20 protein-coding genes and 7 tRNA genes are annotated in these 23,179 nt (G+C 39.7%); 25 read left to right on the top strand and 2 right to left on the bottom strand.

Going from position 1 to position 23,179, the window contains the following annotated elements:
* The first annotated feature begins 38 nt into the window (after window positions 1–38).
* The 20 genes from PVK70_RS01295 (at window position 39) to luxS (ending at window position 16,999) form a co-directional block, all read left to right on the top strand.
* Window positions 39–536 carry a CinA family protein gene (locus tag PVK70_RS01295; protein WP_130046834.1) on the top strand — a complete coding sequence of 166 codons (498 nt, stop codon included), beginning with the start codon at window positions 39–41 and terminating at the stop codon, window positions 534–536.
* Between the two features lie 142 nt (window positions 537–678).
* Window positions 679–1,728, top strand: coding sequence for a recombinase RecA (recA, locus tag PVK70_RS01290; RefSeq protein ID WP_130044273.1), 1,050 nt, complete (start codon window positions 679–681; stop codon window positions 1,726–1,728).
* A 245-nt stretch (window positions 1,729–1,973) separates the two neighbouring features.
* The gene (gene alaS, locus PVK70_RS01285; protein ID WP_130046833.1) at window positions 1,974–4,553 is read left to right on the top strand and encodes an alanine--tRNA ligase; all 2,580 of its coding nucleotides are present in this window, start codon (window positions 1,974–1,976) and stop codon (window positions 4,551–4,553) included.
* A 12-nt stretch (window positions 4,554–4,565) separates the two neighbouring features.
* Window positions 4,566–5,735, top strand: a complete 1,170-nt coding sequence (locus PVK70_RS01280) for an aspartate kinase (RefSeq protein ID WP_130046832.1) — start codon at window positions 4,566–4,568, stop codon at window positions 5,733–5,735.
* 81 nt (window positions 5,736–5,816) lie between these two features.
* A complete protein-coding gene (csrA, locus tag PVK70_RS01275) occupies window positions 5,817–6,014 on the top strand; it encodes a carbon storage regulator CsrA (RefSeq protein WP_005417777.1) in 198 nt (65 codons plus the stop codon).
* A gap of 214 nt (window positions 6,015–6,228) precedes the next feature.
* A tRNA-Ser gene (locus PVK70_RS01270) sits at window positions 6,229–6,321 on the top strand.
* A 53-nt stretch (window positions 6,322–6,374) separates the two neighbouring features.
* Window positions 6,375–6,451: transfer RNA gene (locus PVK70_RS01265), tRNA-Arg, on the top strand.
* Between the two features lie 67 nt (window positions 6,452–6,518).
* A tRNA-Ser gene (locus PVK70_RS01260) sits at window positions 6,519–6,611 on the top strand.
* 51 nt (window positions 6,612–6,662) lie between these two features.
* Window positions 6,663–6,739: transfer RNA gene (locus PVK70_RS01255), tRNA-Arg, on the top strand.
* 66 nt (window positions 6,740–6,805) lie between these two features.
* A tRNA-Arg gene (locus tag PVK70_RS01250) sits at window positions 6,806–6,882 on the top strand.
* Between the two features lie 66 nt (window positions 6,883–6,948).
* A tRNA-Arg gene (locus tag PVK70_RS01245) sits at window positions 6,949–7,025 on the top strand.
* Between the two features lie 65 nt (window positions 7,026–7,090).
* Window positions 7,091–7,167: transfer RNA gene (locus tag PVK70_RS01240), tRNA-Arg, on the top strand.
* 306 nt (window positions 7,168–7,473) lie between these two features.
* Entirely contained in the window at window positions 7,474–7,725 is a 252-nt protein-coding gene (locus PVK70_RS01235; RefSeq protein ID WP_130044270.1) for an oxaloacetate decarboxylase subunit gamma, read from the top strand.
* A gap of 37 nt (window positions 7,726–7,762) precedes the next feature.
* Window positions 7,763–9,550 (top strand): sodium-extruding oxaloacetate decarboxylase subunit alpha, encoded by a 1,788-nt coding sequence (gene oadA, locus PVK70_RS01230; protein WP_130046831.1) that lies wholly within the window; start codon window positions 7,763–7,765, stop codon window positions 9,548–9,550.
* Window positions 9,551–9,562: 12 nt separating this feature from the next.
* Window positions 9,563–10,693 carry a sodium ion-translocating decarboxylase subunit beta gene (locus tag PVK70_RS01225; protein ID WP_130044268.1) on the top strand — a complete coding sequence of 377 codons (1,131 nt, stop codon included), beginning with the start codon at window positions 9,563–9,565 and terminating at the stop codon, window positions 10,691–10,693.
* Between the two features lie 96 nt (window positions 10,694–10,789).
* Complete coding sequence (locus PVK70_RS01220; protein ID WP_130044267.1) at window positions 10,790–11,221, top strand: YqaA family protein; 432 nt, start codon at window positions 10,790–10,792, stop codon at window positions 11,219–11,221.
* 8 nt (window positions 11,222–11,229) lie between these two features.
* On the top strand, window positions 11,230–14,082 hold the full coding sequence (locus PVK70_RS01215) for a M16 family metallopeptidase (protein ID WP_130046830.1): 2,853 nt from the start codon (window positions 11,230–11,232) through the stop codon (window positions 14,080–14,082).
* Window positions 14,083–14,218: 136 nt separating this feature from the next.
* Complete coding sequence (gshA, locus tag PVK70_RS01210) at window positions 14,219–15,784, top strand: glutamate--cysteine ligase (RefSeq protein WP_130046829.1); 1,566 nt, start codon at window positions 14,219–14,221, stop codon at window positions 15,782–15,784.
* 65 nt (window positions 15,785–15,849) lie between these two features.
* Complete coding sequence (locus PVK70_RS01205; RefSeq protein ID WP_130066338.1) at window positions 15,850–16,449, top strand: transglycosylase SLT domain-containing protein; 600 nt, start codon at window positions 15,850–15,852, stop codon at window positions 16,447–16,449.
* 31 nt (window positions 16,450–16,480) lie between these two features.
* Entirely contained in the window at window positions 16,481–16,999 is a 519-nt protein-coding gene (gene luxS / locus PVK70_RS01200; RefSeq protein ID WP_130046828.1) for an S-ribosylhomocysteine lyase, read from the top strand.
* A 227-nt stretch (window positions 17,000–17,226) separates the two neighbouring features.
* Here the strand turns inward: luxS and PVK70_RS01195 are convergent, their stop codons facing one another.
* On the bottom strand, window positions 17,227–18,498 hold the full coding sequence (locus PVK70_RS01195) for an HlyC/CorC family transporter (RefSeq protein ID WP_130046827.1): 1,272 nt from the start codon (window positions 18,496–18,498) through the stop codon (window positions 17,227–17,229).
* A 112-nt stretch (window positions 18,499–18,610) separates the two neighbouring features.
* Window positions 18,611–19,405, bottom strand: a complete 795-nt coding sequence (locus PVK70_RS01190) for a cytochrome C assembly family protein (RefSeq protein WP_130044254.1) — start codon at window positions 19,403–19,405, stop codon at window positions 18,611–18,613.
* A gap of 151 nt (window positions 19,406–19,556) precedes the next feature.
* Between PVK70_RS01190 and ffh the strand changes: the two genes are divergently transcribed.
* The 5 genes from ffh (at window position 19,557) to rplS (ending at window position 23,156) form a co-directional block, all read left to right on the top strand.
* Window positions 19,557–20,930: a signal recognition particle protein gene (ffh, locus tag PVK70_RS01185; protein WP_130044253.1), complete on the top strand. Its 1,374-nt coding sequence runs from the start codon at window positions 19,557–19,559 to the stop codon at window positions 20,928–20,930.
* Between the two features lie 255 nt (window positions 20,931–21,185).
* Window positions 21,186–21,434, top strand: coding sequence for a 30S ribosomal protein S16 (gene rpsP, locus PVK70_RS01180; RefSeq protein ID WP_130044252.1), 249 nt, complete (start codon window positions 21,186–21,188; stop codon window positions 21,432–21,434).
* A 27-nt stretch (window positions 21,435–21,461) separates the two neighbouring features.
* Window positions 21,462–21,989, top strand: coding sequence for a ribosome maturation factor RimM (rimM, locus tag PVK70_RS01175; protein WP_130044251.1), 528 nt, complete (start codon window positions 21,462–21,464; stop codon window positions 21,987–21,989).
* A 22-nt stretch (window positions 21,990–22,011) separates the two neighbouring features.
* Window positions 22,012–22,761: a tRNA (guanosine(37)-N1)-methyltransferase TrmD gene (gene trmD, locus PVK70_RS01170; protein WP_130046826.1), complete on the top strand. Its 750-nt coding sequence runs from the start codon at window positions 22,012–22,014 to the stop codon at window positions 22,759–22,761.
* Window positions 22,762–22,802: 41 nt separating this feature from the next.
* On the top strand, window positions 22,803–23,156 hold the full coding sequence (gene rplS, locus PVK70_RS01165; protein ID WP_130044249.1) for a 50S ribosomal protein L19: 354 nt from the start codon (window positions 22,803–22,805) through the stop codon (window positions 23,154–23,156).
* Window positions 23,157–23,179: the final 23 nt, after the last annotated feature.

Raw genomic sequence — 23,179 nt, 5'->3', positions numbered from 1 at the left:
AGAATGGATAAAATTCGAATCAAGATGGAAAGAATCTAATGGATATGGTGAAAAATACGCAACTTGCCCAAAAAGTGGGTGAGTTATTAATGCAACAAGGTAAGACTATGGCATGTGCAGAGTCTTGTACTGGTGGTGGTGTGGCTTTCTGCGCGACAGAAAATGCAGGAAGTTCCGCTTGGTTTGAGCGTGGTTTTGTTACTTACAGTAATGAATCAAAAAACGAATCACTTGGCGTTAGTTTAGATACATTGCAGCGTTTTGGTGCTGTGAGTGAGCCCGTAGTAAAAGAGATGGCTAAAGGTACTTTGGTGCACAGTAACGCTGATATTACGGTTTCAATTAGTGGTATTGCTGGCCCTGGTGGAGGGAGTGATGAAAAACCTGTTGGGACCGTTTGTTTTGGCTTTGCTGATAAACATGACTGGCATTATGAAACTACTGTATATTTTACTGGTGATCGCAGTGAAATTAGAAAAAGTGCGATCAAATATGCATTTCTCACATTAAAGAATCGCTTATTAGATCTTAACTAATTCATAAGGTTAAGTGTTATTTAGTCGAAATCATATCGAAAGTTAAAGAAAAAATGATACAAGCCTATGGACACTGTATGAATAGACAGTATACTACTGGTTATTAACTGATTACGTGATCTAGAGTAACTGGAGAATCAAGATGGACGATAACAAGAAAAAAGCACTGGCCGCCGCATTAGGTCAAATTGAAAAACAATTTGGTAAAGGTTCAATCATGAAGTTGGGCGATAACCGCACAATGGATGTTGAGACTGTGTCTACTGGTTCTTTATCTCTTGATATTGCACTTGGTGCTGGTGGTTTACCAATGGGTCGAATCGTTGAGATCTTCGGTCCTGAGAGTTCAGGTAAAACAACATTAACTCTTGAATTAATTGCTGCAGCACAGCGTGAAGGCAAAACATGTGCCTTTATCGATGCTGAGCATGCTCTAGATCCTGTTTATGCTAAAAAACTTGGCGTAAATATTGATGAATTATTAGTTTCTCAACCTGATACGGGTGAGCAAGCTCTAGAGATCTGTGATGCGTTAGCGCGCTCTGGTGCTGTTGATGTAATGGTTATTGACTCGGTTGCTGCGTTAACACCAAAAGCTGAAATTGAAGGTGAAATGGGCGATAGCCACATGGGTCTTCAAGCTCGTATGCTTTCTCAAGCGATGCGTAAGTTAACGGGTAACCTAAAACAATCAAATTGTATGTGTATTTTCATCAACCAAATTCGTATGAAAATTGGTGTGATGTTTGGTAACCCAGAGACCACAACGGGTGGTAATGCACTTAAGTTTTATGCATCAGTTCGTCTTGATATTCGTCGTACAGGCGCAGTAAAAGATGGCGACGAAGTGATTGGTAACGAAACACGCATTAAAGTTGTTAAAAATAAAATTGCAGCACCATTTAAGCAAGCTGAAACTCAAATCTTATACGGAAAAGGGTTTAACCGCGAAGGTGAATTAATTGATTTAGGTGTTAAGCATAAATTAGTTGATAAGGCGGGTGCTTGGTACAGCTATAACGGCGACAAGATTGGTCAAGGTAAAGCAAACGCTTCTAAGTTTATGCGTGATAACGTAGCCATTGCTTCGGAACTAGACGCTAAATTACGCGAGCTGTTACTAACTCCAGCAGAAGATCAGCCAGAAACACCAGATGTGACTGCTGAAGTAGAAGAAAACGAAGAGTTCTAAATCGCTTTCTTTGAAAATAAATGCAGATAAAAGCCAAACCACAGTGTTTGGCTTTTTTGTTTCTATTTATTGAGAATCTATCAGTGATATTCTAAAACCCTCCTTATTCCTCATTTGATCACTTTACTTATCTATATTTCGCTTGCATTTGCGTATACAATGTTCGAAATTCTGTCTAAAAAACACTGCTTGTCTTAACAGAGTACAAGAGTGAGTTAACCTACGATTCAATCAGGAATACCTACATGTATATGAGCACTGACGAGATCCGCCGTGCGTTTCTTGCTTTTTTTGAAAGCAAAGGACACCAAATTGTTGAGAGTTCTTCTCTAGTTCCAGCAAATGACCCAACTCTTTTATTTACCAACGCAGGTATGAACCAATTTAAGGATTGTTTCCTAGGTTCAGAAAAACGTAACTATACTCGTGCAACAACGGCTCAACGTTGTGTTCGTGCTGGTGGTAAGCATAACGATTTAGAAAACGTAGGCTTTACGGCTCGTCACCATACTTTCTTTGAAATGCTAGGTAACTTCAGCTTTGGTGATTACTTCAAGCAAGATGCAATCAAGTATGCTTGGGAATTTCTAACAGAGCGTCTAGAACTGCCAGCTGACCGTTTATTAGTCACTATTTATGAAACTGATGACGAAGCTTTCGAAATCTGGAATAAAGAAATGGGTATTCCAGCAGATCGTATCGTACGCATAGGTGACAATAAAGGTGCACCTTACGCATCAGATAACTTCTGGCAGATGGGTGATACTGGTCCTTGTGGTCCTTGTACTGAGATTTTCTACGATCACGGTGAGCACATTTGGGGTGGCCGTCCAGGTTCTCCTGAAGAAGATGGCGACCGTTTCATTGAAATTTGGAACAACGTATTTATGCAATTCAACCGTCAAGCAGACGGTACAATGGAACTGCTTCCTAAGCCATCAGTAGATACAGGTATGGGTATTGAGCGTATTGCAGCAATCATGCAAGGCGTTCACTCAAACTATGAAATTGATATCTTCCAAACACTAATTAAAGAAACAGCAAAAGTAGTTGGTTACGATGATCTTTCAAACCAGTCTCTACGTGTTGTTGCTGATCACATCCGTTCTTGTTCTTACTTAATTGTTGATGGTGTTATGCCATCAAACGAAGGTCGTGGTTACGTATTACGTCGTATTATTCGTCGTGCGGTACGTCACGGTAACAAGTTAGGTGCTAAAGGTTCTTACTTCTATAAATTAGTTGGTCCATTGGCTGAGATCATGGGAACCGCTGGTGAAGAACTGAAAAAACAGCAAGCGCTAGTTGAAAAAGTTCTTAAAATTGAAGAAGAAAACTTTGGTCGTACGCTTGAACGCGGCATGGTCATTCTGAACGAAGCGTTAGATAATCTAGAAGGCACGGTTCTTGACGGCGAAACTGTATTTAAACTTTACGATACTTACGGTTTCCCTGCAGATTTAACCAATGATGTTGCTCGTGAGCGTGAATTAACTATCGATGAAGATGGTTTTGAAAAAGCGATGGAAGAACAACGTCAACGTGCTCGTGAAGCGGGTCAATTTGGTACTGATTATAATGCAGTGATCAAAGTTGAATCTGAAACAGTATTCCACGGTTATGATTCGACTGAAGCAAAAGCAACGGTATTAGAAATCTTCCGTGAAGGTGAAGCCGTTGAGACTCTTTCTGCTGGTGATGATGCGATTCTAATTTTAGATGCAACGCCATTCTATGCAGAGTCAGGCGGTCAATCTGGTGACGCCGGTATCATTACTGTTGAAGCGGGTAAGTTTGTTGTTACTGATACTCAAAAAGTAGGTAATGCAATTGGTCACCACGGTAAGTTAGTTGAAGGTGTATTATCAACGGCTGATAGTGCAATGGCTCAAGTTGATGAAGAGCGTCGTACTGCGATTACTTTAAATCACTCAGCAACTCACTTATTACACGCAGCACTTCGTGAAGTACTCGGTGAGCACGTAACTCAAAAAGGCTCATTAGTTAAGGCGGAAGGTTTACGTTTTGACTTCTCTAACCTTGAAGGCGTAAAAGCTGAAGAATTGCGTAAAGTTGAGCGTATTGTTAACCAACAAGTACGTTTAAACCATGAGATTGAAACAAACCTAATGGACATTGATGCAGCGAAAGAAAAAGGCGCAATGGCTCTATTTGGTGAGAAATACGACGATGAAGTTCGTGTTCTTTCTATGGGTGAGTTCTCAACTGAATTGTGTGGTGGTATTCACGCATCAAGCACTGGTGATATTGGTTTATTTAAAATTACGTCAGAAAGTGGTATTGCTGCAGGTATCCGCCGTATTGAAGCCGTTACTGGTGAAGCAGCATTAGATGCGATTGAAGCACAACAAAAATCAGCAGATAAAAAGCTGAATGAAGCTGCATCAAAAGCAAAACAACTTGAGAAAGAGATCCAACAGCTTAAAGATAAGCTAGCGTCTCAAGAAGGTGCAAACCTGATCAATCAAGTTCAAGACATTGCAGGAACAAAAGTACTTATTGCTCAGTTAGATGGTGCAGAGAGTAAAGCGCTTCGTGGCATAGTTGATGAGCTTAAAAATCAAATTGGTAGCTGCGTTATCATGTTAGGTAATGTGAATGACGGTAAAGTAGGTTTAATTGCTGGCGTAACTAAAGATCTTATTGGCCAAGTGAAAGCGGGCGAATTAGTGAATATGGTTGCACAACAAGTTGGTGGTAAAGGCGGCGGTCGTCCTGATATGGCTCAAGCTGGCGGTACTGATGCGAATGCATTACCTGCAGCACTAGCTTCTGTTGAAGCTTGGCTAACTGAGCGTCTGTAATAGGTCGTATCGGTGGCATTAATCGTACAAAAGTATGGTGGTACATCAGTTGGATCCGTTGAGCGGATCCAATCTGTTTCTGAACGCATCATTTCAACCCAGCAGCAAGGACATGATGTTGTTGTTGCTGTTTCTGCTATGGCGGGTGAAACCAATCGTTTAATGAATTTGGCAAATCAAATGAGCGAGGTTCCAGAACCACGTGAATTAGATATGTTGCTTTCTGCTGGCGAGCAAGTTTCTATCGCGTTATTAGCCCTATCTTTAAATCAAAAGGGCATTAAAGCTATTTCTTTAACGGCTGATCAGGCTGGAATCTACACTAACAATAGATTTAATGATGCAACCATTGAGCATATTGAAACCGATTTAATAACTCAGTGGGTAGATAAAGGTTATATTGTTATTGTTGCTGGTTTTCAGGGGCGAGATAAGAATGGCAACATTACGACATTAGGAAGAGGCGGCTCAGATACCACTGCGGTTGCTTTAGCTGCTGCATTAAATGCAGATGAGTGCCAAATATTTACTGATGTTGATGGTGTGTATTCTTCAGATCCTCGATTTGTACCTAATACACGTCGTTTAAAAGAAATCTCTTTTTCAGATATGCATTTATTAGCAAAGTCTGGAGCCAAAGTATTACAAGAGCATTCTGTCGCTCACGCCTGGAATTCATCGGTTACCTTACGTGTATTATCATCATTTGACGATGGTGAAGGGACACTGATTTGTGAACAACCAGTAGAGGGTAAAGGGGTAATCGGTTTGGCACTTAAGCAGGATTTACTCCTAATAGAGTGTAATGGCTTTTTAGAAGAAGAGTTGACTGAATTACGTAAACAGTACAGGGTGTTAATTGAAAGGTGTGATTGTTTTCAAATTGTTGTGCCAAAAGCGGCTTTTTTACAATTGAAACTGGCATTTAGTACAAAAATACGCAATATTAGTAGCTTATCAATTCTGACATTAGTTGGAGATAAGGTTGAAGGGATGGCAGACTCTGCTTGCAATCAACTAATGGCTAATTGTGTTGATATTTATCAGCATAGTATAGAGCCTAAAAGTTTGTCGGTTATCGTGAATCAAGCTGATTTAGAACGAGCGGCCGATATTTTACATAAAACGTTTGTTATTACAGAGCAATCACAAGATAATAACCTTATGATCGCTGTTTCTTGAGCAAAGACGTTTATGAAAATAAGCGATAACGGACAAAACATACATTTATTATAAAACTGAGATAACTCAAGGAGCATTCGAATGCTAATTTTGACTCGCCGTGTAGGTGAAACTCTTATGATTGGTGACGAAGTAACAGTTACTGTACTAGGCGTTAAAGGTAACCAAGTACGTATTGGTGTTAATGCACCTAAAGAAGTATCTGTACACCGTGAAGAAATTTATATGCGCATTCAAGCGGAAAAAGGTACACCTGCAGCATCGCAAGGTAACTTTTAATTTCGTATGAATAGGGTCAACAGTGTTGACCTTGTTTGTTTTTATTTAGCATTGATGAGTAAAAACAAACAAAATAAAAGGCACAAACTAGGGATAACGTTTTATTTTTGTTCACTTTGGTCGTTTCATAGGCTGTTAAACAAAAAACGTTATTTTTTACTAAGAAAGTCATTGACATATTTTTGGTAAACCGTAATATGTGCCTCCTCAAGACGGTGAGGTGGCCGAGAGGCTGAAGGCGCTCCCCTGCTAAGGGAGTATGCGGTTTATAGCCGCATCGAGGGTTCGAATCCCTCCTTCACCGCCATTATTGATTCATGTTGATCTTTATGGTCAGCAAGAATAAAAAAGAATTATTGTGCGCTAGTAGCTCAGCTGGATAGAGTACCTGGCTACGAACCAGGCGGTCGGAGGTTCGAATCCTCCCTGGCGCACCATTCTTTCATTGGTAAGTGATTATCAATAATATAGTTATTTAGTAGGTAACTATAAGCAAATTTACACGGTGAGGTGGCCGAGAGGCTGAAGGCGCTCCCCTGCTAAGGGAGTATGCGGTTTATAGCCGCATCGAGGGTTCGAATCCCTCCTTCACCGCCATTATTTGTTTCTGTTGATTTTAAATCAGCAAAAACATAAAAGAATTATTGTGCGCTAGTAGCTCAGCTGGATAGAGTACCTGGCTACGAACCAGGCGGTCGGAGGTTCGAATCCTCCCTGGCGCACCATTATTTCTTTTTGTAACTGTCTATCGATTACGGTATTTAGTTGCAAAGACAATCAGAATTAACTGTGCGCTAGTAGCTCAGCTGGATAGAGTACCTGGCTACGAACCAGGCGGTCGGAGGTTCGAATCCTCCCTGGCGCACCATTATTTCTTTTTGTAACTGTTTATCGGTTACGGTATTTAGTTGCAAAGACAATCAGAATTAACTGTGCGCTAGTAGCTCAGCTGGATAGAGTACCTGGCTACGAACCAGGCGGTCGGAGGTTCGAATCCTCCCTGGCGCACCATTATTTCTTTTTGTAACTGTTTATTGGTTACAATATTTAGTTACAAAGACAATTAGAATTACTGTGCGCTAGTAGCTCAGCTGGATAGAGTACCTGGCTACGAACCAGGCGGTCGGAGGTTCGAATCCTCCCTGGCGCACCATTCTTTTAAAAGAACCTGATCTTAATGATCGGGTTTTTTTATGTCTGAAGGAAATTAAGTTAACCAATTGATGGCTTTATTAAATATATTGATTTAAAGGTTATTGTTAGGTAATTTGATTGTAATCAGTTTAAGTTTTGGGAAATGGTGGCAGTGTATGGATATATCTTGTCATTTTATTCTTTTTGGAACTTATTTAGATTGTTTCTGATTTGACAATTTCGTTGAGGTCGAGATAATCACTTACTCTTTTTAGAATAAAAGAGCACATTTAACATTGTCACTATCATCAAAAAGGAATAAAAGATGACAGACATTGGAAGTCTACTATTGGAAGCGGCAACCTTAATGCTTACAGGCATGGGGGTTGTATTTATATTCCTTACTATTCTAGTTTATCTAGTTCAACTCATGTCTAAGCTGTTGCCTGTGGAGCTAGCGCCCAAACAGGTACTCGCTGTCCAGAAAAATTCAGATCCCGATCAAACAACAGTGCAGCCTCAAGTGATTGCTGCAATTTCTGCTGCGGTTAAGTTACACCGTCAAAAGCATAAATAATCTGTTTTAGGAAAATTATTACAAGGAGTTTGTAAGTATGTCTAAACCACTTTCTATCACTGATGTGGTACTTCGTGACGCCCATCAATCACTCTTCGCAACGCGTATGCGTGTTGAAGATATGCTGCCTATTGCTGAGCAGCTCGATAAAATTGGCTATTGGTCATTAGAAACCTGGGGTGGAGCAACATTTGATGCTTGTATTCGTTACTTAGGTGAAGATCCGTGGGAGCGTTTACGCTTATTAAAAGCAGCAATGCCAAATACGCCAATGCAAATGCTATTACGTGGTCAAAACCTGTTGGGTTATCGCCACTATGCCGATGATGTGGTAGAAAAGTTTGTTGAGCGGGCTCATAGTAATGGTATGGATGTATTCCGTATTTTTGATGCAATGAATGATGTGAGAAACTTTCAAACAGCCGTTAAAGCGACCATTGATGTAGGTGCTCATGCACAAGGCACACTTTCTTACACCACCAGCCCTGTACATAATTCAGATACTTGGGTCGATCTTGCAAAACGTCTTGAAGATCTTGGGTGTCATTCTCTTTGTATTAAAGACATGTCTGGTTTACTTAAACCTTATGAAGCAGAAGAATTAATTACACGAATTAAAGCGTCATGTGATGTGCCATTGGCATTACATAGCCATGCAACAACCGGTTTGTCAGCAGCAACAGCAGTAAAAGCCGTTGAAGCGGGTATTGATATCCTCGATACGGCAATTTCGTCAATGAGCCAGACTTACGGGCATACACCAACGGAAACGGTTGTGGCTATGTTAGAAGGCACTGAGCGAGATACGAATTTAAAACTCGATCAACTAGAACCGATAGCTTCTTACTTCCGAGAAGTACGTAAAAAGTACGCCAAGTTTGAAGGGCAACTAAAAGGAGTCGATTCTCGTATCCTTATTGCACAAGTTCCTGGTGGAATGCTAACGAATATGGAAAGCCAACTTAAAGAGCAGGGTGCTGCTGATAAGATGGATGAAGTTTTATTAGAGATCCCGAAAGTGCGTAAAGATCTTGGCTACATTCCCTTAGTGACGCCAACATCACAAATTGTAGGCACTCAAGCCGTGATAAATGTGCTTACGGGTGAGCGCTATAAGAGCATTACAAAAGAAACCGCAGGGGTTCTTAAAGGTGAATATGGCTCAGCTCCTGCTGCTGTCGATGCTGAACTGCAAGCTCGTGTATTAGACGGTGCTGAAGCCATTACTTGTCGCCCAGCGGATCTATTGAAATCAGAACTTCATACACTAACAGATGAATTGCTAGCGAAAGCAAAAGAAGAGAATATCGAACTTGCAGAGCAACAAGTTGATGATGTTCTTACTTATGCTTTATTCCCTCAAGTTGGGCTTAAATTCTTAAATAACCGCAACAATCCAGATGCTTTTGAACCAGCTCCAGGTTCAGAAAAAGAAGGAGTGGAAGAGGGAGTGAAAGTAACGCCGGCAAAAGGTAAAGTTGAAGCATATAGCGTTAAAGTTGATGGTCAAATTTACAATGTTGAAGTTGGCCCTCAAGGTGTTATTTCTTCGGTAGCTCCGGTATCCGCTCAACCAATTCCAGTTCAATCACCTCAGTTGTCAGCAGTCGATGCTGAATCAGTAGATGCCCCATTAGCTGGAAATATTTTTAAAGTGCTTGTTCAGCCTGGAACAGAAGTTGCGGAAGGTGAGGTTTTACTCATTCTTGAAGCCATGAAAATGGAAACTGAGATCAAAGCGTCACGTAATGGTACAGTGCAGGATATTTTAACTAAGGAAGGCGATGCGGTAGCTGTTGGCACACCGTTGCTTTCTCTAGCGTAAGGTAAGTTAAACATGGATGGTTTATTAATATTATGGAATGAAACCTCAATTGCTAATTTTAAGTTTGAACAACTTATTATGATTTTAGTGGGTTGCGGTCTTTTATTCTTAGCGATTAAAAAAGGATTTGAGCCATTACTACTGCTACCAATTGGTTTTGGTGCAATATTGGCTAACATTCCAAACGCAGGCTTCACTGAGCCCGGCGGTTTACTTTACTACGTTTACTACGTTGGAATTGAAACTGGAATCTTCCCACTCTTGATCTTCATGGGGGTGGGTGCAATGACGGATTTTGGGGCTCTCATCGCAAACCCTAAAACGTTATGGTTAGGCGCTGCTGCGCAAGTGGGTATTTTTGCAACATTATTTGGTGCGATTTTGCTTAATTTTGTTCCGGGCATGGAGTTTACATTAGCTGATGCTTCATCAATTGCTATTATTGGTGGTGCTGATGGCCCAACAGCTATCTTCTTAGCGAGTAAATTATCCCCTGATTTATTGGGTGCCGTTGCTGTAGCTGCATACAGCTATATGGCCTTAGTTCCAATCATTCAGCCTCCAATAATGAAGGCACTAACTACACCAGAAGAGCGCAAAATTAAGATGGCCCAATTGCGTCATGTTGGTAAAGCGGAGAAGATCATTTTCCCGCTAGCAGTTCTTCTTATGACGATTCTATTTTTACCATCAGCAACGCCATTAGTTGGCATGTTCTGTTTAGGTAATTTGATGAAAGAGTCTGGTGTTGTCGATCGTTTATCTAGTACTGCTCAAAATGAACTGATTAATGTTGTGACCATCTTCTTAGGGCTCGGTGTTGGTTCAAAGCTAGAAGCTGAAACCTTTTTGAATGTTGAAACGTTAGGCATTTTATTGCTAGGTGCGGTTGCTTTCAGCGTAGGTACTGCTGGTGGTTTAATTATGGCTAAGATCTTAAATAAGTATTCAAAAGAAGATATAAACCCATTAATTGGTGCTGCAGGAGTATCAGCCGTGCCAATGGCTGCTCGAGTAGTTAATAAGGTAGGTCTTGAAGCTAACCCTCAAAACTTCTTATTAATGCATGCAATGGGGCCTAATGTTGCTGGTGTACTCGGCTCTGCGGTTGCCGCTGGTATCTTATTAGCGCTTGTTGGTTAATATTGAGTAAAACTTAACAATAAAAGGGTGCAGTAGCACCCTTTTTTATTTTATGCTTATTAACTATATTTACTGGGCTATCGGGATTTCTTCACCATGTTCGATTGGTTTAATGCGGATTCTGCATTATGGGTATTATTTAGCTCTGGATTTTTAAGTGCCACATTATTACCAGGAGCCTCTGAGGCGAGTTTAATTGCAACATTAAAATTAGACAGTTTTTCTATGTGGACAGTTATTGCTGTAGCAACATTGGGAAATACGCTGGGAGGCATAACAAATTATTGGCTTGGTTTGTTACTCCCTGATAAAACTTCTTCACAAAAACATGGTCATAAAGCCATTAAATGGATAAAAAAATACGGCTATTGGACGTTATTGTTCAGTTGGTTACCTGTTATTGGTGATCCCCTTTGTTTAGCTGCCGGATGGTTAAGAATGAAGTTCTGGCCATGTGTGATTTTAATAGGGATTGGCAAGGCTGCTCGATACGTTCTTCTATCGTTTGCAGTAAATGGAATATTATAGGATTTAAGATGAAAAAATTATTAGGCCTCTCGATTATTTTAGCACTCTCAGGGTGCAGTAACTCTGAGTTTGAAGCCCCAAAAACATCAGACCTGCCAGAAGGTGTTACTTTGGTTGAGCAAGTGCTACCAAAAGAAGGCACTACAGTAATTCCTTATCAGAAATACACATTAGAAAACGGGCTAACTGTAATTCTTAGCCCTGATCATTCAGATCCTCTCGTACATGTTGATGTGACTTATCATGTAGGCTCTGCACGAGAAGAGATCGGAAAATCAGGTTTCGCTCATTTCTTTGAGCATATGATGTTTCAAGGTTCCGAAAATGTTGGCGACCAACAACATTTTAAAATCATCACTGAAGCAGGTGGGACGTTAAACGGCACGACTAATCGCGATAGAACAAATTACTTTGAAACCGTACCCGCGAATCAATTAGAAAAAATGCTATGGCTAGAATCTGATCGAATGGGATTCTTGATTGATGCTGTTTCCCAAAAGAAATTTGAGATCCAACGTAGCACAGTGAAAAATGAGCGTGGTCAGAATTACGATAACCGTCCATATGGTTTAATTTACGAAAGAATGGGAGAAGCGTTATTCCCACAAGGCCATCCATATTCATGGCAAACCATAGGGTATGTCGAAGATTTAGATCGTGTTGATGTTAACGACTTAAAAGCATTCTTTTTACGTTGGTATGGCCCTAACAATGCCGTTATTACTATCGGTGGTGATTTAGATAGCAAGCAAACATTAGAATGGGTAAGCAAATACTTTGGTTCAATCCCTCGTGGTCCTGAAGTTGAAAATGCCCCTAAACAACCAGTAACGCTAACAGAAAACCGTTACATCACACTAGAAGACCGTATTCAGCAACCAATGGTTATGATTGGTTGGCCAACGACGTATCGTGGTGAAGAAACAGAAGCCAGCTTGGATATGTTAGCGACTTTACTTGGTAATGGTAAAACAAGCTTACTTTATCAAGAGTTAGTGAAGACAGGTAAAGTCGTTGATGCTGGCGCTTTTCATGATTGTGCAGAGTTATCATGTACCCTGTATGTGTATGCAATGACAGACTCTGGTGACAATAACAGTTTAGCCACAGCTTATACTGAAGTGATGGATGTGCTTGAAAAATTTGATAAAGAGGGCGTATCAAAAGAAGATCTTGCTGAAGTTCAAGGCAGTGCCGAAGCTGGGGCGATATTTGGGTTGCAATCGGTATCAGGAAAAGTATCTCAACTTGCTTCAAATGAGACATTCTATGGTCAACCTAACCAACTTGAAAAACAGCTAACAGAATTAAAAGCAGTAACGCCAGAAAAAGTATCTCAAGCGTTTGATAATTATATTGCTGATAAATATAAGGTGACGTTAAGTGTTGTACCAAAAGGAAAAACACAACTTCAAGTTAAAGCACCAAACTTTATTACGCCAAAAAGAGAGCTACCTGAGTATCAAAAAATTGGTGAGGGTGATTTAGAAGTACGTAAAGCAGTAGATGATTTTGATCGCTCTATTATGCCTCAACCATCAAAAGCAGTGACGGCAAAAACACCGGATATTTATCGTGCGAAATTACAGAACGATATTGAAATATTAGGCACTGAAGCGATTGAGACACCAACAATTCAATTACAGATAGCAATACCTGCTGGAAATCGCTATGTGGTAAGAGGCAAGGAAGGGTTAGCTGAGTTAACCGCTGCCATGATGGAAGAAGGAACCATCGAGCGTTCCGCTGAAGATATTCAAAAAGAATTGGATAAATTAGGCAGCTCAGTCTCTTTTAATACTGGCAGTTATACGACAACCATTTCAATAGCATCACTGACTAAAAATATTGATCAAACATTAGCCATAGTAAATGACATGTTATTTGCTCCAGCCTTCAAAGAAGCTGATTTTGAGCGATTGAAAAAGCAAGCAATGGAAGGGCTTGTTTACGATCATCAAAAACCATCATGGTTAGCTTCTCAGGCGACTCGCGAAATCTTGTTTGGCGGGACTATTTTTGAACGTTCTCCAGATGGCACGCTAGACTCAGTTAAGGGTTTAACCATTGAAGATGTAAAACAGTTCTATAAAAATAATTACACCCCAGTTGGGACTCAAGTCGTTTCTGTTGGTGATATAACTAAATCAGATCTTGTATCAAAACTTTCTTTTTTAGCGAATTGGCAAGGTAAGGCACCTCAACTATTAGCGCCACAACAATTACCTAAATTAGACAAACAAAAGATTTATGTTATCGATAAACCGAACGCGCCTCAAAGTGTGATCCGCTTTGTCCGCCAAGGTATGCCATATGATGCGACAGGGGAGTTATATCAGACTCAATTAGCTAACTTTAACTTAGGTGGTAATTTTAACAGTCGAATTAATCAGAACCTTCGTGAAGATAAAGGGTATACCTACGGTGCTGGTGGCTATTTAATGGGAAATAAAGAAATTGGAATGTCGATTTTTTATGCCCAAGTTCGAGCTGATGTAACGCTAGAATCGATCAAAGAATTCATTACTGAAATGAAACAATTTGAAACGGATGGCATGACAATGGATGAGTTGAACTTTATGCGCTTAGCTGTTGGTCAACAAGACGCACTGAAGTATGAAACCCCAAGTCAAAAAGCAAATTTACTTGGTAAAATTCTCACCTATTCTTTGGATGAAGATTTCATTGATGAACAGAATGAGTTAATAGCGACATTAGGGCGTAATGAACTGAATGCATTAGCTACAAAATGGTTTGATCCAACGGAATATCAAATTATTGTGATTGGTGATGAAAAGTCATTAATGCCAAAACTGAAAACATTAGGTTTACCAATAGAGTTACTAACACCTAATAAGTAATGATTGTTAGAAAGACGGCAATATATAAAAATATCGCCGTTTTTTTTCGTATCCAAGTCTCATTAAAATTTGTTAGTATCTCAGGATATAAATCAACATTATGATGTTGAACTTACCTCAATAGCGAGATTGTATTTTGACCGAATTTATCAACCGATTACAGAAAGTCGCTTCCAATCCTAAGGCCTTTAAGAAAGCGGGTCGAGGAATTGAAAGAGAGACCCTACGATTTACTTTAGGCGCTTCACTTTCGTCGAAGCCACATCCTGTAGGTGTCGGTTCAGCATTAACGCATAAATACATAACCACTGATTTTGCAGAGTCTTTACTAGAGTTTATTACACCTGTATCGAATGACGTAGATACGGTAATCCAACAACTTGAAGATGTGCACCATTATACGGTTTCACATATGGGTGAAGAAAAGCTTTGGCCCCTCTCTATGCCATGTTTTGTTACTCATGACGACGATATTACGCTTGCGCAGTATGGCTCATCAAATGTAGGGCAGCTTAAAACAACATACCGTGAAGGACTAAAACGCCGATATGGTAGTGTGATGCAGGTGATCTCGGGCGTGCATTTTAACTTTTCATTTTCAACAGAGTTTTGGGATGAATTGTTTGGTCAGCAATCTGAAAATGAAAGAAAAGAGTCAGTATCAGATGCTTACTTTGGTTTGATCCGTAACTATTATCGTTTTGGCTGGTTAATTCCGTATTTCTTTGGTGCGTCTCCAGCACTGTGTAGTTCATTTATTCAAGGCCGTGAAACGGCAATGGAGTTTGAAACATTAGGGAATACGCTTTATCTTCCTTATGCAACGTCTTTACGATTAAGTGATCTTGGTTATACCAATGATTCACAAAGTGATTTGAAAATCAGTTTAAACAGCGTCAGTGAGTACGTTGATGGTTTAAATAAAGCAATACGGACACCATCAGAAGAATTTGCAAAAATTGGTTTAAAAGAAGGTGATAAGCACGTTCAATTAAATGCAAATGTACTGCAAATCGAAAATGAGCTGTATGCCCCTATCCGCCCTAAGCGTGTTGCTAAAAATGGCGAAAGGCCATCAGAAGCACTAGAAAGAGATGGCGTAGAATATATAGAAGTTCGCTCATTAGATGTAAACCCATTCAGCTCTGTAGGGGTTGATAAAGACCAAGTCCGTTTCTTAGACTTATTTTTAACATGGGCAGTATTGACTGATTCAGCACCAATGAATGACAGTGAAATGGCATGTTGGAAAGATAATTGGAATAAGATCATTGAAAAAGGTCGTAAACCAGGCTTAGAACTGAAGATTGGTTGCCAAGGCGAACGATTAACTCAAAAAGCATGGGCTGAGCGAGTATTTGATGATTTACTGGTTATCGCTAAAAAAATGGACGCTGCGAATGGAGATGATGAATACCAACAAACTCACCAACGTTTAATAGCAATGATTGAAGACCCAGAGTTAACCATCTCAGGTCGTTTACTTGCAGAAACGAAAAAAGGTGGTGGTATTGGTAAAATAGGGTGTGACCTTGCGGTTCAACACCGCGAAACTCATCTTAATCATCAATATGGCTATTATACTAAAGAAGAGTTAGATGCTGAGGTTGAGCGTTCTATTCAAGCACAGAAAGACATTGAAGCGAAAGATACGCTCTCTTTTTCTGAGTATTTAAGTAATTACTTTAGTTATTTAAAGTAATTATTAATAAGAAACTTATAGCACTGTTATTCTATGGATAGCGGTGCTTTTTTTTGAGTGAATTTATGAATTACAAATTAGTCATTGTTGCTGTTACTTTTTCAGTATTAACGGGATGTGCGACCGCTCCCCCAACAAAACAAGACAACTTATGTGATATTTTTCGAGAGAAAAGTGGTTGGTATGATGACGCCAAAGACATGACTGAAGAATATGGAACCCCAATAAATGTAGCCATGGCTATTATGAAACAAGAAAGTAGCTTCAGAGCAACGGTAAGGCCACCAAGAACTCAATTGCTAGGGTTTATCCCATGGAGTCGCCCAAGTTCAGCTTATGGTTATGCACAAGCTCAAGACCCAGTATGGGGAGAGTATGAAGAAGCAACTGGTGGAGGATCTCGCAGTAGCTTTGATGACGCCATTATGTTTATAGGTTGGTATACTGATGGTACGCAAAAACAATTAGGGATCTCAAAGTGGGACCCGTATAACCAATATCTTGCTTATCACGAGGGTCGTGGTGGTTATAAACGTAAAAGCTATCAAAGAAAACCACAATTGATTAAGATAGCTCGTAAGGTAGAATCTCAAGCAAAAACGTATGGCTGGCAATTAAAACAATGTAAAGCCGAACTTGAACGACAAAGTAGTTGGTGGTGGTAAGCCATCATTTCATAAATTAAAGGATTAGAATATGCCACTATTAGATAGTTTCACTGTAGATCATACTCGTATGGAAGCACCGGCGGTTCGTGTTGCAAAAACAATGCAAACTCCAAAAGGTGATACGATTACTGTGTTTGATTTACGCTTTACAGCACCAAACAAAGATATTTTATCTGAAAAAGGCATTCATACTTTAGAGCATTTATACGCAGGCTTTATGCGTAATCATCTAAATGGTACAGAGGTTGAAATTATAGATATTTCGCCAATGGGGTGTCGTACTGGTTTTTACATGAGCTTGATTGGTACGCCAGCAGAGCAAACCGTTGCTAATGCGTGGATTGCATCAATGGAAGATGTTTTAAAAGTAGAAGCACAAAATAAGATACCAGAACTTAATGAATATCAATGTGGTACTTACACTATGCATTCATTAGAAGAAGCAAAAGTGATTGCGAGCACTATTTTAGCATCAGGTATTCGAGTAAATAAAAACGATGAACTAGCATTACCAGATTCAATGCTAAAAGAGTTATCGGTTGATTAATTTTAAAATTAACAACTAAAAAGCCCGCATTAGTATTATCTAATGCGGGCTTTTTTCTTATGTATTATACCAATCTACATAAGTATTTGATCATTCTTACTTGTTAAAATCGATTATATCTGCGTTATAACTTTTGTAATTAGATCCACTAGTTACTGCAATTTATGCCTTGCTCTAATCGATTTTTCCTACGCAATTATCTGAACAACTACTTATCCAGAATGGTATTATTTGTCTTCAGGGCTTGGAAATACTTTCACTAAATTAATTTTATTCTCTTCTACTGCTACGATTTCCATATTATGTTGGTCAATTTCAAGACTAATTTCAGCTTCAGGTATTTCTTCTAGGTGTTCCAGAATCAAGCCATTTAATGTTCTTGGTCCATCGGTTGGTAAATCCCACTTTAACCCTTTATTAATATCTCGGATATTGGCACTGCCTTCAATCATAAAGCTGCCATCCGGCTGAGGTGTTATTTCTTCTGCTAGGCTTGGTGCCATTGAGGTCGTGAATTCACCCACAATCTCTTCCAAAATATCTTCTAATGTGATTAGGCCTTGGATATCGCCATATTCATCAACAATTAAGCCTATACGCTCTTTATTGCGTTGGAATTTTAATAATTGTGTATTTAATGGTGTGGCTTCTGGGATGAAATATATCTCATCAGCTGCTCGCAATAAGGTTTCTTTGGTAAATTCATTTTTCTCAAGCATTAATCGATAAGATTCTCGTAAACGTAACATGCCAACGACTTCGTCGATTTGATCACGATATAGAACAATACGGCCATGAGGAGAATGAGTTAATTGACGTGAAATAGATTTCCAATCATCATTAATATCAATTCCCGTGATCTCACTGCGAGGCACCATAATATCATTTACGGTTACGTGTTCTAAATCTAGAATGGAAATTAACATATCTTGGTGACGACGCGGAATTAATCCTCCAGCCTCATGCACAACCGTTCTAAGCTCTTCTGAACTCAGGTTGTCTTTATCATTATGGTCAGCCCCAAGGCCTAACAGTTTAAGAAAACCATTGGTGATAAAATTAACTAAAATAACGAGAGGAGAAAGTATCTTCATTAAAACATTTAATACGATACTGCTGCTGTAAGAGACTCGTTCAGGATACATTGCCGCAAGGGTTTTAGGAGTGACTTCAGCAAAAACAAGGATGACAAGAGTTAACACACCAGTGGCAATAGCCACACCATAATCACCATAAAGGCGCATACCAAGAATAGTAGCGATTGCAGAAGCGAGGATATTAACAAGGTTATTACCGATAAGAATTAAGCCAATAAGGCGGTCAGGACGACTCAGTAACTTTTCAACGCGCTTTGCCCCTTTATGACCTTGGTTGGATAGGTGCTTTAGACGATAGCGGTTTAACGACATCATGCCCGTTTCAGAGCTTGAGAAGTAACCAGAGATAATAATAAGTATAGCTAATAAAGTAAATAGGGCGCCGGTTGATATGTCGTCCAAGTGTCTTGATCCTCGATTTTAAAGGGTAACTAAAGGGTAACTAAAGGGTATTTATCTTATCTGATAATCAGTCTGTCAAGTTTGAATGCCAAAAGTGAGCGATTACCACAATTTAAGTTAAAACTACCTCTTGAACAAAACGACTGCCAAAGTAAGCCAGAGTCAGTAAAAATGCACCAGATAAACTGAACCATAATACTTTTTGACCACGCCAACCTCGTTGATAATGACCCCAAGTTAATACAGCATAAATAACCCAAGCAATGAAGGAAAGGATTGCTTTATGAGCCTTACCTTGAGCGAACATATCTTGAATAAATGTGAAGCCTGTCATTAATGTAAGTGTCAGTAGTAATAAACCCACTAAAATGATCTTGAAAAGCTGACGTTCAACCATCATTAATGGTGGAAGGTTTGGATTTAACATTAATGACTTTTTACTTTTTAGTTTATGATCGAGCCAAGCAAGTTGTAAGGCATAAAGTGTTGCGATCATTAACGTTGAATAGGCAAACAGTGCTAAAGAAATATGAATTAATAAACTTGGATGAGACTCTAAGTGAGTAATAAAAGCCCCTGGTAAAAAAGTCGCTGCGATTAAGTTAATTGCAGAAAAACTATAAACGACGGGCAAAATAAACCACACTCTAAACTTGAGCATAGAAACACTCATTACTAGCGATATAATAAAGCTAATAAGAGAAGCCACATTTAGAATACTTAAATTTTGCCCAAAGCTATTTAGGATCAATTCTTTTAATTGCCAGGCGTGCAGAAGTAAAGCAAGTGAAGCACAAATCAGTACTACATTTGTTTGGATCTTATTTTGGCCAGCTAGGCCTGGGATCACAAATCCTAAAGCAAGAAAGTAAAAAAGTGCAGCACTGATTGCTGTAATCGTATCCATAATTCACTGATCATTTAGTTTATCAACATTTTGATTATACCCTTTAGAGGGCAATCTCGGTAGGTGTGATTCAGTTAGGATAAAAAATTTTCATTATAACGTCTCAGATTTAGGTATAATCGAGAAATGGTCGCAAAGTAGGCGCAGGAATATGTTTGATAATTTAACGGATAGACTATCCAAAACCCTGAAAAATATCAGTGGTAAAGGTCGATTAACAGAAGACAATATAAAAGAAACACTGCGTGAAGTGCGCATGGCTCTATTAGAGGCCGACGTAGCTTTACCTGTAGTTCGTGATTTTATTAAGCGTGTAAAAGAAGGCGCGGTTGGTGTTGAGGTCTCAAAAAGTTTAACACCAGGACAAGAGTTCATAAAGATTGTTCAATCTGAACTTGAAGCCGTGATGGGGGCATCAAATGAAGCCTTAAATTTAGCATGTCAGCCGCCAGCGGTTATTTTAATGGCGGGTTTACAAGGTGCAGGTAAAACAACCAGTACAGGTAAACTTGCTAAATTATTAAAAGAGCGTGATAAGAAAAAAGTACTTGTTGTTTCTGCCGATGTTTACCGTCCTGCGGCGATCAAACAGCTAGAAATGTTAGCAGGAGAGGTTGATGTTGACTTCTTCCCATCAAGTGCAGATCAAAAGCCAATTGATATCGTCGATGCTGCAATTGGGCATGCAAAACTGAAGTTTTTTGATGTTGTTATTGTGGATACAGCCGGTCGTTTAGCTGTTGATACTGAAATGATGGATGAAATCAAACAGCTTCATTCTCATGTAAATCCGATTGAAACCCTGTTTGTTGTTGATGCAATGACAGGTCAAGATGCGGCGAATACCGCTAAAGCCTTTGGTGATGCTTTACCATTAACCGGTGTTATTTTAACTAAAATAGATGGTGATGCTCGTGGTGGTGCCGCTTTATCTGTTCGTCATATCACAGGTAAGCCAGTTAAGTTTTTGGGTGTAGGTGAAAAAACCGATGCACTTGAAGCGTTCCACCCAGAACGAATTGCTTCTCGAATTTTGGGAATGGGTGATGTTCTTTCTTTAATTGAAGATCTTGAAAAGAACGTTGATAAAGAAAAAGCAGAGAAACTAGCTAAAAAATTCAAAGAGAAAAAAGGCTTTGATTTAGAAGATTTCCGCGAACAGCTTGGTCAAATGAAAAACATGGGCGGCATGATGGGAATGATGAATAAGCTCCCAGGCATGTCTCAGCTACCAAGTGATGTAAAAGATAAAGTTGATGACAAGATGTTCAATCAAATGGAAGCGATAATTAATTCCATGACAATGAAAGAACGTGAACGTCCAGAAATCATCAAAGGATCACGTAAAAAGCGTATTGCTGCAGGTTCTGGTGTTCAAGTGCAAGATGTGAACCGTATGCTAAAACAATTTACTCAAATGCAGAAAATGATGAAAAAAATGCAGAAGGGTGGAATGAAAGGCATGATGCGTAATATGCAAGGAATGATGGGTGGAATGGGCGGGATGGGTGGCCTTGGTCGCTAACGCTCATTAAACTGATGATATCCTAAAAGTTATATAATTAAGTGCGACAAGCTAATTTAGTGAAAAACATAACCTAGCGCACTTTTTTTTCCCAATTTTTTCATCAATTACAAAAATAATTGGTGAAAAAGTAACTAAATCCCTTGCATTGAAACTCTATAAGAGTAAAATTCCGGGGCTTTAATTTGGCACGAGGGCTCAAAAATTCATCTTTTTGGGCCAATTTAATTTTTATACAAAGCAAAAGAGGACGATATGGTTACCATTCGTTTGGCACGTCACGGCGCTAAGAAGCGTCCATTTTATCAAATCGTAGTAGCGGACAGCCGTTTTAAATCAACTGGTCGTTACATTGAGAAAGTAGGTTTCTTTAACCCTACAGCACAAGGTCAAGAAGAAGGTCTACGCCTAGATCTTGATCGTGTTGGTCACTGGGTTGAGCAAGGCGCTGGTCTTTCTGATCGTGTAGCTAAGCTAGTTAAAGACGCTAAAAAAGCGGCTTAATATTAGTTGGTTAAAGGTAAAGAATTTATGAGTAAGCAAGACGAAGTTATTGTTATAGGTAAGTTTGGTGCTTCCTATGGTATTCGTGGATGGTTGAAAGTAGTTTCCTTTACAGATCAACCTGAAAGCATTTTCGATTACAAGCCTTGGCTTATCCAAGTTAAAGGTGAGTGGGTCGAGTTTTCAGTCGAAAGCTGGAAACGTCATAAAGGTTTGGTGTGCAAACTGGAAGGGTTAGAGGTTCGAGAAGAAGCTCAAACTTATACTAACCTAGAAATTGCAGTTAAAGCAGATGTACTACCTGAGCTGTCAGAAGATGAGTTCTACTGGCGTGAATTGTTTGGTATGGAAGTGGTTACAACGCAAGGCTACGGTCTTGGTGTTGTTGACGACATTTTTGAAACCGGATCAAACGATGTTCTTGTAGTCAAAGCAAACCTGAAAGATGCTTTTGGTAAAAAGGAACGATTGATTCCTTTTATTGATGAGCAAGTGATCAAATTAATTGATCGTGAAGCTCAACGGATCGAAGTTGACTGGGATCCTGGGTTCTAATCCCTAGGTAAAGCGAGGGCACATGTGGGTTGGGGTTATTAGCCTATTTCCTGAAATGTTCCGTTCGGTTACCGATTTTGGGGTAACTAGCCAAGCAATTAAAAAAGGTCTTTTATCTATTGAGACATGGAATCCTAGAGATTTCACTCATGATAAACATCGCACTGTTGATGACCGACCTTATGGTGGTGGCCCTGGTATGTTAATGATGGTACAGCCTTTGCGCGATGCCATTACCGCAGCCAGACAAGCAGCACCAGGCAAAACGAAAGTGATTTACCTTTCACCTCAAGGCAGAACGCTGAATCAAGCAGGCGTTGAGGAGTTGGCAACAAATGAGAATTTAATTCTGATTTGTGGCCGATACGAAGGAGTAGATGAGCGCATAATACAATCTGAAGTTGACGAAGAATGGTCAATTGGGGATTTTGTGCTTACAGGTGGGGAACTCCCTGCTATGACGTTGATTGACTCTGTATCTCGGTTTGTTCCGGGTGTATTAGGTGATTTCGCGTCCGCTGAAGAAGATTCTTTTGCAGACGGTTTATTAGATTGTCCGCACTATACAAGACCTGAGGTTTTGGATGGTAAGGAAGTACCTCGTGTACTTAAATCTGGAAACCATAAAGATATCGCTCGTTGGCGAATGAAACAATCGTTAGGCCGTACTTGGCTAAGAAGACCAGAGCTCCTGGGAAATCTAGCTCTGACTGACGAACAGGAATTATTACTGGCTGAGTTTGTTCGTGAAGAACGCCAGAACAGTAAGTAATTAAGTAAATTTAGTATCAGTTTATTCTAGGATATACAAAAATGAGCAACATCATTAAAGCTCTTGAAGATGAGCAACTAAAACAAGACCTACCTAAATTCTCTCCAGGTGACACTGTAGTAGTTCAGGTTAAAGTTAAAGAAGGTGACCGTGAGCGTCTACAGGCATTCGAAGGCGTTGTAATCGCTATTCGTAACCGTGGTCTACACTCTGCGTTCACTGTACGTAAGATTTCTAACGGTGAAGGTGTTGAGCGTACGTTCCAAACACACTCTCCAGTTGTAAACAGCATCGAAGTTAAACGTCGCGGTGCAGTACGTCGTGCCAAGTTGTACTACCTACGTGAGCGTTCTGGTAAATCAGCTCGTATCAAAGAGAAGCTGGCTAAAAAGTAACGCACACGAGAACGTTCTCAAAT

Source organism: Aliivibrio sp. A6 (assembly GCF_028765505.1).
Lineage (GTDB): Bacteria > Pseudomonadota > Gammaproteobacteria > Enterobacterales > Vibrionaceae > Aliivibrio > Aliivibrio finisterrensis_A.
Note: the sequence above shows the minus strand (reverse complement) of the source record. Positions and strands in the feature narration are given on the sequence as shown.

Bases quoted from the DNA above. Each gene is read 5' to 3' on its own strand.
- csrA (WP_005417777.1), top strand. From the start codon at position 5,817: ATGCTAATTTTGACTCGCCGTGTAGGTGAAACTCTTATGATTGGTGAC.
- rimM (WP_130044251.1), top strand. From the start codon at position 21,462: ATGAGTAAGCAAGACGAAGTTATTGTTATAGGTAAGTTTGGTGCTTCC.
- PVK70_RS01220 (WP_130044267.1), top strand. From the start codon at position 10,790: ATGTTCGATTGGTTTAATGCGGATTCTGCATTATGGGTATTATTTAGC.
- PVK70_RS01235 (WP_130044270.1), top strand. From the start codon at position 7,474: ATGACAGACATTGGAAGTCTACTATTGGAAGCGGCAACCTTAATGCTT.
- PVK70_RS01295 (WP_130046834.1), top strand. From the start codon at position 39: ATGGATATGGTGAAAAATACGCAACTTGCCCAAAAAGTGGGTGAGTTA.
- luxS (WP_130046828.1), top strand. From the start codon at position 16,481: ATGCCACTATTAGATAGTTTCACTGTAGATCATACTCGTATGGAAGCA.
- ffh (WP_130044253.1), top strand. From the start codon at position 19,557: ATGTTTGATAATTTAACGGATAGACTATCCAAAACCCTGAAAAATATC.
- trmD (WP_130046826.1), top strand. From the start codon at position 22,012: ATGTGGGTTGGGGTTATTAGCCTATTTCCTGAAATGTTCCGTTCGGTT.
- recA (WP_130044273.1), top strand. From the start codon at position 679: ATGGACGATAACAAGAAAAAAGCACTGGCCGCCGCATTAGGTCAAATT.
- PVK70_RS01225 (WP_130044268.1), top strand. From the start codon at position 9,563: ATGGATGGTTTATTAATATTATGGAATGAAACCTCAATTGCTAATTTT.
- PVK70_RS01205 (WP_130066338.1), top strand. From the start codon at position 15,850: ATGAATTACAAATTAGTCATTGTTGCTGTTACTTTTTCAGTATTAACG.
- alaS (WP_130046833.1), top strand. From the start codon at position 1,974: ATGTATATGAGCACTGACGAGATCCGCCGTGCGTTTCTTGCTTTTTTT.
- rplS (WP_130044249.1), top strand. From the start codon at position 22,803: ATGAGCAACATCATTAAAGCTCTTGAAGATGAGCAACTAAAACAAGAC.
- oadA (WP_130046831.1), top strand. From the start codon at position 7,763: ATGTCTAAACCACTTTCTATCACTGATGTGGTACTTCGTGACGCCCAT.
- rpsP (WP_130044252.1), top strand. From the start codon at position 21,186: ATGGTTACCATTCGTTTGGCACGTCACGGCGCTAAGAAGCGTCCATTT.
- PVK70_RS01215 (WP_130046830.1), top strand. From the start codon at position 11,230: ATGAAAAAATTATTAGGCCTCTCGATTATTTTAGCACTCTCAGGGTGC.
- PVK70_RS01190 (WP_130044254.1), bottom strand. From the start codon at position 19,405: ATGGATACGATTACAGCAATCAGTGCTGCACTTTTTTACTTTCTTGCT.